General features: G+C 37.2%; 7 protein-coding genes. All 7 read left to right on the top strand.

The genetic code is table 11. The features are described from left to right. The coding region (locus ACPYKA_RS04695; protein ID WP_479541227.1) for a polysaccharide biosynthesis protein at nucleotides 1–1,826 on the top strand (1,826 nt) is incomplete at its 5' end. A gap of 83 nt (nucleotides 1,827–1,909) precedes the next feature. Further along, nucleotides 1,910–2,791 carry a UTP--glucose-1-phosphate uridylyltransferase GalU gene (galU, locus tag ACPYKA_RS04690; protein WP_479541226.1) on the top strand — a complete coding sequence of 294 codons (882 nt, stop codon included), beginning with the start codon at nucleotides 1,910–1,912 and terminating at the stop codon, nucleotides 2,789–2,791. Nucleotides 2,792–2,954: 163 nt separating this feature from the next. Beyond that, the gene (locus ACPYKA_RS04685; RefSeq protein ID WP_479541225.1) at nucleotides 2,955–4,184 is read left to right on the top strand and encodes a DegT/DnrJ/EryC1/StrS family aminotransferase; all 1,230 of its coding nucleotides are present in this window, start codon (nucleotides 2,955–2,957) and stop codon (nucleotides 4,182–4,184) included. Nucleotides 4,185–4,188: 4 nt separating this feature from the next. Further along, a complete protein-coding gene (locus tag ACPYKA_RS04680) occupies nucleotides 4,189–4,812 on the top strand; it encodes a sugar transferase (protein ID WP_479541224.1) in 624 nt (207 codons plus the stop codon). Nucleotides 4,813–4,834: 22 nt separating this feature from the next. Beyond that, nucleotides 4,835–5,566 carry a GNAT family N-acetyltransferase gene (locus ACPYKA_RS04675; protein ID WP_479541223.1) on the top strand — a complete coding sequence of 244 codons (732 nt, stop codon included), beginning with the start codon at nucleotides 4,835–4,837 and terminating at the stop codon, nucleotides 5,564–5,566. 22 nt (nucleotides 5,567–5,588) lie between these two features. After that, nucleotides 5,589–6,752: a glycosyltransferase family 4 protein gene (locus tag ACPYKA_RS04670; protein WP_479541222.1), complete on the top strand. Its 1,164-nt coding sequence runs from the start codon at nucleotides 5,589–5,591 to the stop codon at nucleotides 6,750–6,752. Continuing rightward, complete coding sequence (locus ACPYKA_RS04665; protein ID WP_479541221.1) at nucleotides 6,709–7,626, top strand: glycosyltransferase family 2 protein; 918 nt, start codon at nucleotides 6,709–6,711, stop codon at nucleotides 7,624–7,626. The genes ACPYKA_RS04670 and ACPYKA_RS04665 overlap by 44 nt, the downstream gene beginning before the upstream one ends. Nucleotides 7,627–7,646 lie beyond the last annotated feature (20 nt).

The following is a 7,646-nucleotide window of genomic DNA, read 5'->3' as shown; positions in this document are numbered from 1 at the left end:
ATCGTACACGAATGACCCTGCTGATCCTGCTCGACTCGATTATTGTGTCGTTTGCGATCTTTGTGGCGGCATGGATTGTTTATCCAACGCTTGACATATTGGATATGCCTGCACTCATTATTAGCGCGGTTGCACTATTAATCTTTCATCATGTCTTTGCATTTGTTTATAAGCTATATAACAAAGTATGGGCCTATGCCAGTGTCGGCGAATTAAAAGCGATTGTTAAAGCAATTACTCTCTCTATTATATCGGCAGGAATCGTGCAATATTTAGTAAATGATTTTCAAATTTATAAAAGAGCGTTGCTTGTGACATGGTTGTTGCACATTATTTTAATCGGTGGGTCGCGATTTATATGGCGCGTGTTCCGTGACAGATACATAGCAACTAATACGAATAAGAAGCGGACGTTGATTGTTGGCGCCGGGTCAGCGGGTGCAATGATTGTCCGTCAGTTAAAAAATGACCAGAACAATGCGGAATTATTGCCGGTTGCGTTTGTCGATGATGATCCGTCCAAGCAAAAAATGCAATTATTTAATCTGCCAGTTGCCGGTGTTGTAAAAGATATTCAGCGACTCGTAAAAGATATGGCGATCGAACATATTGTAATCGCGATTCCATCGTTACATAATGGCGCACTCGAGAAAATTGTGGTTGAATGTAATAAAACCAATACCAAGGTGCAAATGATCCCGAAAATTGAGGATTTAATGACGGGAAAAGTATCGGTCAGTCATCTGAAAAATGTTGAGGTTGAGGATTTATTGGGTCGCGAGCCAGTCAAGCTTGATATTGATGCGATCTCGGAATATGTTACCGGTAATACGGTCATGGTCACTGGAGCGGGCGGATCGATTGGTTCGGAAATTTGCCGTCAGTTGATGCGGTTTAGTCCCGGTAAAATCCTACTTGTGGGTCATGGAGAATTCAGCATTTATTCGATTGATATGGAACTAAAAGAAGTCCATGGGGAGACCGAAACCGAGATTGTCCCGATTATTGGTGACGTCCAGGACCGCCAGCGCATCTTTGACATTGTTGAAGCCCATCAGCCAACGTTTATCTACCATGCCGCAGCCCATAAGCATGTACCGATGATGGAATATAATCCGCATGAAGCGGTGAAAAACAATGTCATCGGCACAAAAAATGTCGCAGAAGCAGCTGATACATTTGGCGTTCAAACATTTGTGATGGTATCAACTGATAAAGCCGTCAACCCGACTAATGTCATGGGGGCAACGAAGCGGGTTGCGGAAATGGTTGTTCAGGATATGGCGACCCGAAGCAAGACGAAATTTGTTGCCGTCCGCTTTGGCAATGTCCTCGGCAGCCGTGGCAGTGTGATTCCGTTGTTTAAAAAACAAATTGAACACGGTGGACCAATTACAGTGACACATCCAGACATCACCCGATACTTTATGACCATTCCAGAAGCCTCCCGTTTGGTGATTCAAGCGGGGACACTGGCAAAGGGTGGCGAAATCTTTGTCCTGGATATGGGCGACCCCGTGAAAATTGTTGATTTAGCACGGAATTTGATCAAACTATCCGGATACACCGAAGAAGAAATTCCAATCAAGTTCACAGGCATTCGCCCTGGTGAGAAGATGTATGAAGAACTGCTTAGCGACAAGGACGTTCATCCTGGGGAAGTGTATGAGAAGATTTATGTGGGACGGACAAGTGCCGTGGACGCCAGACTTTTTCGATCATTCATTGAACAGTTTGAAGCATACCCGGCTGTTGATCTGAAAGAGGAATTGTTACGGATCGCGCATACGAAACACACGTTAATGGCGGTTCATGAATCTTCCTAAATAAAGAATGATATTTAACACAAGGTTATATGATAAATAGAATAATATAAATAACGGAATTCTATCCATGGGGGGTCATCGTATTGAAAACAGTGAAAAAGGCAATTATTCCAGCTGCAGGTCTGGGAACAAGATTCCTGCCCGCAACCAAAGCAATGCCAAAAGAAATGTTACCCATTGTTGATAAGCCAACGATTCAATATATTATTGAAGAAGCAATAGCATCCGGAATCGAGGACATTATCATTGTCACGGGTAAAGGTAAACGTGCGATTGAAGATCATTTTGATAATAACTTCGAGTTGGAAGATAATTTGATGAAAAAGGAGAAGTTTGATCTACTGGAAAAGGTTAAGCAACCGTCCAAGGTCGATATTCATTATATTCGGCAAAAAGAGCCAAAAGGGTTAGGTCATGCAGTATGGTGTGCTCGGAAATTTATTGGTGATGAGCCATTTGCTGTACTTTTAGGTGATGATATTGTTCAGGCAGAAACACCGTGTTTGAAACAGCTCATTCAACAGTTTGAAGAAATACAAAGCTCCGTGGTTGGCGTACAGCAAGTGCCGGCGGAGGAAACCCATCGTTACGGCATTGTTGATCCAAGTACGATTGAAGGTCGACGTTATCAAGTCAATCACTTTGTGGAAAAGCCAAAACAAGGAACTGCGCCTTCTAATCTGGCAATCATGGGTCGTTACATATTGACACCAGAAATATTCGAATTCCTGGATAAGCAGGAAACGGGTGCTGGTGGCGAGATCCAGTTGACCGATGCGATTCAGCATTTGAATCAGCAGCAACACGTATACGCGTATGACTTTGAAGGCAAGCGGTATGATGTTGGTGAGAAGTTGGGTTTTGTGAAAACAACGGTAGACCTCGCTTTGGAGAATGAGGAGATTCGGGATGAGTTGTATGATTATCTAGCTAAGAAGATAGGTAAAATGACATTAAAAGCATAGTGCAATAGTAGGAAAGGTTATTCTGTTTCCCTACTATTCATTGTAGATAGAAATGGTCTTTCCGAAGATTATTTAGTTGTTTGGCAGTTAATTGGGTTAAAGATAATCCAGTTCAATACCGAGCAAATAAATATTTTATCTGAAATAAAGCGAGGAAAGTAATATGACGATTGAAACCAGTTTTAGAAATATATCATTTTCTCCTCCAGATATAACAGATAGAGAAATTGAGGAAGTTATAAAAACAATAAAATCTGGTTGGGTAACAACGGGGCCAAAAACCAAAGAATTTGAAAAGAGAATCGCAGAATATATTGGTACTAATACAGCTGTTTGCTTAAATTCTGCTACATCCGCTATGGAACTCACTCTTCGTATTCTAGGGGTAGGTCCAGGAGATGAGGTAATTACATCAGCATATACTTATACAGCGTCTGCATCGGTTATAGAACATGTGGGAGCAAAAATTGTTCTAGTAGATACTGCGCCTAATTCTTTTGAAATGGATTATTTACAACTTGCGGATACGATAACTGAGAAAACTAAAGTTATTATACCTGTTGATATAGCCGGGAAAATGTGTGATTACGATACGATATTTGATGTAGTAAAAAGTAAGCAGCACCTATTCAAAGCTAATAATGAACTTCAGGATTCATTTAATAGGGTCATAGTGATGGCCGATGGTGCTCATGCATTCGGAGCAGAGAGAAAAGGAAGAAAATGTGGGCAGGTTGCAGATTTTACTTGCTTCTCTTTCCATGCTGTTAAAAACTTAACGACTGCAGAAGGCGGTGCAGTTGTATGGAACAAAGACCTTGGATTGGTTGATGAATGGCTTTATAAACAATTTATGCTATATAGCCTTCATGGTCAGTCAAAAGATGCACTTGCCAAGTCTAAAAAAGGTGCATGGGAATACGATATCGTCTATCCGGCATACAAGTGCAATATGACGGATATTATGGCTAGTTTTGGTATGGTACAGCTTAATAGGTATGAGGGATTGTTAGAAAGGCGTAAAAAAATTGTCGAGAAGTATGATAATACTCTTTTACCATTAGGTGTTCAAAGCTTGCAACATTACGGTGAAGATTTTGCTTCCTCCGGTCATCTTTATTTATTAAGGATTCCAGGGATTAGTGAAGCAGAAAGAAATGAAATAATTGTTAAAATGGCTGAGGTGGGTGTTACATGTAACGTTCATTATAAGCCTTTACCTATGTTTACAGCGTATAGGAATTTGGAGTTTGATATTGAAGATTATCCAAATGCCTACAATCAATATGTTAATGAAATTACACTTCCACTTCATACTTTGTTGAGTGATGGGGATGTGGAATATGTGATTGACAATTTTATAAGGGTAATAGACATTGTTAAGGCGGGATGACTGAATGTATAAGAATTTCTTTAAAAGAATATTTGATTTAATTCTATCATTATTTGCCCTACCATTTTGGTTTGTTATCCTAATAATTATTGGACCAATAATTCACTTCCAAGACAAAGGTCCGGTCTTCTATAATGCTCCAAGGTTAGGAAAGAACGGAAAAATATTTAAGATGTATAAATTCCGCTCTATGAAGGTAAATGCTCCTGACCTTCGAAACGAAGATGGTTCAACTTTTAATGCAGAAGGTGACCCTAGATTAACTAGGATAGGGAAGTTTATTCGAAAGACAAGTCTGGATGAGTCACCGCAGCTGTTAAATATTATTAAAGGCGATATGAGTATCATCGGTCCTAGACCTGATTTGCCTGAACACCGCAGATTATATGAGGGAAATGAAGCACGGAAGCTAGAAATCAGGCCAGGTGTAACAGGGTATAATCAAGCTTATTATAGAAATACCCTACCATGGAAAAATAGAATTCAAAATGATATTTACTATATTGATCACTTATCTTGTTGGTTTGATATTAAGATATTCTTTAAAACGGCAATAACTGTCTTGAGACGTGAAGATGTATTTGTAACGGATAATAATACTGACCCAAATAAGAAAACTGGCACGTGAATGTGAAAGGGATGAAGTATCTATGGAGGAGAACAATACAGAAAATGCGGTAACCTTCCATGAGTTAAAATGGGATACTGATTTTTTTGGAGTCACTTGCGCTAAGACTATTCTAAATAGGCCACTATCGTTAAATGAGTGGGATGAATTACAAACTAAACTGAAGAAGTATCAATTTATATCAATTGTTAATCAAAACTCTGAACCTGCTAATGCACAAATTATAGGAAAAGATACATCCGCATTTTTAGCTGATGTAAACATTCAGTTTGTAAAAGAAGTTAAAAATGAATGGGAAACGCCACAAAACGTTACTATTCTTCAGTCTTTAAAAAGAAATGAGCAAGTGATTGAAATTGCAAATTTCCAGTTTTCAAAGTTTACAGAGGATCCTAATTTTGAGGAACGTGGTGGAAATCAAGTATATCGTCAATGGATTATAAATTCATTCAATAATCCCGATAAATACTATGCGCTATCTAAAGACGATAATGGTGAAATAAATGGTTTTTTATTACACTCTTATTCCAGCGGTTCCTGTGTGATAGAACTTATCGCTGTCTCTCAACATTTTGCTAAAAAAGGTATTGGAACGAGTTTGTTCAAGTCAGTAGAGTATTCTGCAAAGGCTAAAGATATTCATAAAATTCAAGTTGGTACCCAAGTGCGAAATAGGGGTGCAATAAATTTTTATCATAAAGTTGGATGTAAACAGACAGGCTGTCATCAGGTTTACCATCTATGGAATTTATAAATTTGATTGAGGTTAGAAGTAAATGAAAAAAATTTTAATTGTTTCAACTGTGAGTAGACAGTTTTATCTGTTTGAACAAGGGAATATAGAAGTCTTGAAGTCATTAGGATATGAGATTCATGCGGCAGCAAATTTTAGTGATGCAAACGAACGGTTAGATGCATTAGATATTATCAGACACCCATTTGATATTCAGCGATCTCCATTTTCGTTAAAAAATATTAAGGCGTATAAGCAGTTAAAAAGAATCATGAAATCGGAAGACTTTGATGCAATACATTGTCACTCTCCCATGGGAGGGGTATTGGCTAGACTAGCAGCTAGATCTCTAGGAATTTCTTCTGTTATATATACTGCTCATGGATTTCATTTTTATAAAGGTGCCCCCATTACTAATTGGCTTTTTTATTATCCTGTCGAGAAATTTTTATCAAGGTACACTGAGGTTCTTATAACGATTAACGAGGAGGACTATGGAGCGGCCAAAAAATTTAAAGCAAAGAAAGTCGTACGCGTTCCGGGTATTGGTATTGACACTAATAAATTTAATAATATGGCTTTAAATAAAGGCAAAAAGCGTAAGGAATTGGGAATATCCAATGATGCAGTAGTCCTTCTTTCAATTGGTGAGATGATAAAGAGAAAAAACCATGAAACTGTCTTGAAGGCACTTGCGAAGATTAATGATTTAAACTTCATATACCTAATATGTGGCAAGGGTGAATTGGAAAGCTATTTGAGCGGGCTAACTAGGTCTCTTGGTCTTGAATCAAAGGTGAGATTCCTGGGATATAGAAATGATATTCCTGAAATATGTATGGTCTCGGACTTGTTTGTATTTCCTTCCTATCAAGAGGGTCTACCTGTTTCTACAATGGAAGCTATGGCAGCGGGATTGCCAGTGGTTTGTTCATCAATTAGGGGAAATACAGACTTAATTGAAGATGGTAAAAACGGATATTTAATTGAACCGGACAACGTAAATGGTTTTACACATAGCATAGAAAAACTAATTAGGGTCGATAAATTGAGTCGATATATGGGTAACAATAATTTGGAAAAAGTAAAGCAATTTGACAAAGGAATTATTAAAGAGAAAATGGCAGAAATTTATACCTCAATTGTGGATAGGAGTACTTATTATGAAACGCAATCCAAAAGTGTCAGTAATAATGCCGACCTATAAAAGACCTAAGTATTTATTGAGGGCCATTAATAGTGTTCTTAACCAGACCTATAAAAATATCGAACTTATAGTGGTTGATGACAATAATGATGGCGACGAATATAGAATTGAAACTGAAGAATTAATGAATCAAATTAATGATCAAAAAATTAAATACGTTAAACATAAAGTAAATAAAAATGGTTCCTCGGCTAGGAATACTGGGATTTTTAACTCTGTAGGAGATTACATTACCTTTTTGGATGATGATGATGAATTTTTGCCAAAGAAAATTGAAAAGCAAGTTGAGTGCATGGAGAAATTGGATGATTCATGGGTTGCTTGTTATACATTAATTAATCGATTTATAGATGGTAAGTTAATTGATAAATCTACCGATGTTAAATCAGGAAATATTTATTTGGAAGTCTTTAAGAATGAGTTGTTTTTCAATTCAGGATCAAACTTATTCGTACGTAGTAAAATCGTAAAGGATATTAATGGATTTGATGAGTCATTTAATAGAATGCAAGATTTAGAATTTCTAATTAGAGTTGCTGAAAAAGGAAAAATTTCAGCTATAAATTCGTATCTCCTCAATGTTCATTTGGAGGATAGATCAAATATGGCTAATTCCACCAAGTATAAAGAATGCATTAATCACTTTTCGGCAACCTTCAAAGATAAGATAAATGAATTTCCAAAAAAAGAGGGGAGAAAAATTTACTTATCTAAGTACCTTGAATTGATAAAGTTATATATATATGAAAAAAGACTATTTGAGGCAATTAAATTAATAATGAAGGAACGTATAAATATTATAACACTATTAAAATACTTTGGTTATTTGGTTAACAGAAAATACAGGAAGTCATGTTATGGTTTTAAATTCTAAGTTAAAGCAAGGAAAGGTGC

It is taken from the genome of Pseudogracilibacillus amylolyticus (SeqCode), from assembly GCF_051918545.1.
Taxonomy (GTDB): Bacteria; Bacillota; Bacilli; order Bacillales; family Amphibacillaceae; genus Pseudogracilibacillus.
Note: the sequence above shows the minus strand (reverse complement) of the source record. Positions and strands in the feature narration are given on the sequence as shown.

Coding starts and splice junctions, on each gene's coding strand:
- ACPYKA_RS04685 (WP_479541225.1), top strand. CDS start 2,955: ATGACGATTGAAACCAGTTTTAGAAATATATCATTTTCTCCTCCAGAT.
- ACPYKA_RS04680 (WP_479541224.1), top strand. CDS start 4,189: ATGTATAAGAATTTCTTTAAAAGAATATTTGATTTAATTCTATCATTA.
- ACPYKA_RS04675 (WP_479541223.1), top strand. CDS start 4,835: ATGGAGGAGAACAATACAGAAAATGCGGTAACCTTCCATGAGTTAAAA.
- ACPYKA_RS04670 (WP_479541222.1), top strand. CDS start 5,589: ATGAAAAAAATTTTAATTGTTTCAACTGTGAGTAGACAGTTTTATCTG.
- ACPYKA_RS04665 (WP_479541221.1), top strand. CDS start 6,709: ATGAAACGCAATCCAAAAGTGTCAGTAATAATGCCGACCTATAAAAGA.